This window comes from Hungatella sp. L36 (assembly GCF_014288035.1).
In genome coordinates this window covers 1-964 of record NZ_JACOPC010000055.1, presented here as the reverse complement: position 1 = coordinate 964, position 964 = coordinate 1, and the positions used below count along the sequence as shown (strand labels likewise).

Annotated in this window: 1 protein-coding gene; it reads left to right on the top strand. The window is 31.3% G+C overall.

The features are described from left to right. Positions 1 to 182 precede the first annotated feature (182 nt). Positions 183 to 755, top strand: coding sequence for a tyrosine-type recombinase/integrase (locus tag H8S80_RS33890; protein WP_118033320.1), 573 nt, complete (start codon positions 183 to 185; stop codon positions 753 to 755). Positions 756 to 964 lie beyond the last annotated feature (209 nt).

Here is a 964-nt window from a genome sequence, read left to right as displayed (position 1 = left end):
AATGTAATATAAGATAAATTATATTACATTCGCGGCAGCCTACCGGATGTGTCGGAAACCCTCTTGTAATCTAAGGTTTTTTTTGCTAAAATTGATTGATTAACCATGAAATAAGAAACGAATGTAATAAAATTGTATCTTTTATATTTTTATATTACATTCAATAGGGAGACTTTTTTAAGATGAATAAAACCACAGAGCCAATCCGCGATAAGAAGAAATTGCAAGAATTATTTGCATATTTAAAGGGAAAAAACATGCGAGATTATGTAATGGCTAAAACTCAGTTAAATACGGCTCTAAGAATCAGCGATATAGTACCTCTTCGGGTATGCGATTTTTTTCATCAAAGTGGGTACTTCCGGGAATACATAGCTCTTAAAGAACAAAAGACGGGAAAAGAAAAGCATATCGCAATTAACACAGCATTAAAATCCACTTTAAAGAATTATATTAAGGATTACAATTTACAGTATGACGATTATCTTTTTGCCAGTCGCAAGGGGAGGGGGAAAAAGCATATCAGTACTACACAGGCGCAGCGCATACTCCAAGATGCCGGCCAGGCCCTGCACTTGGATAACTTCAACAGTCATTCCCTTAGAAAAACCTGGGGATATGATGCGTATAATAAAACTCACAATATAGCCTTAATTATGCAAGTTTACAATCACTCATCCGCCGAGGTAACATTACGTTACATTGGCATAACGCAAACCGATAAAGATAATCTTTATAATATGATTCAATTTTAAAATCTAATTTTACTTTCAATTTAATGATTTAATATTAAATTGATTTTGAACCAAAAAGCCTTACAATGCTTGTATTGGCAAGGCTCTTTTTATAATAAGTTTTTGAAAAAGTATCTGAATAAGATTATTGACATTTTTTTAATTTACATATATAGTAAAGATATGAAAATAAATGGATTTATGTAAGAAAATTTATCTTATATTACATT

Bases quoted from the DNA above. Each gene is read 5' to 3' on its own strand.
- H8S80_RS33890 (WP_118033320.1), top strand. From the start codon at position 183: ATGAATAAAACCACAGAGCCAATCCGCGATAAGAAGAAATTGCAAGAA.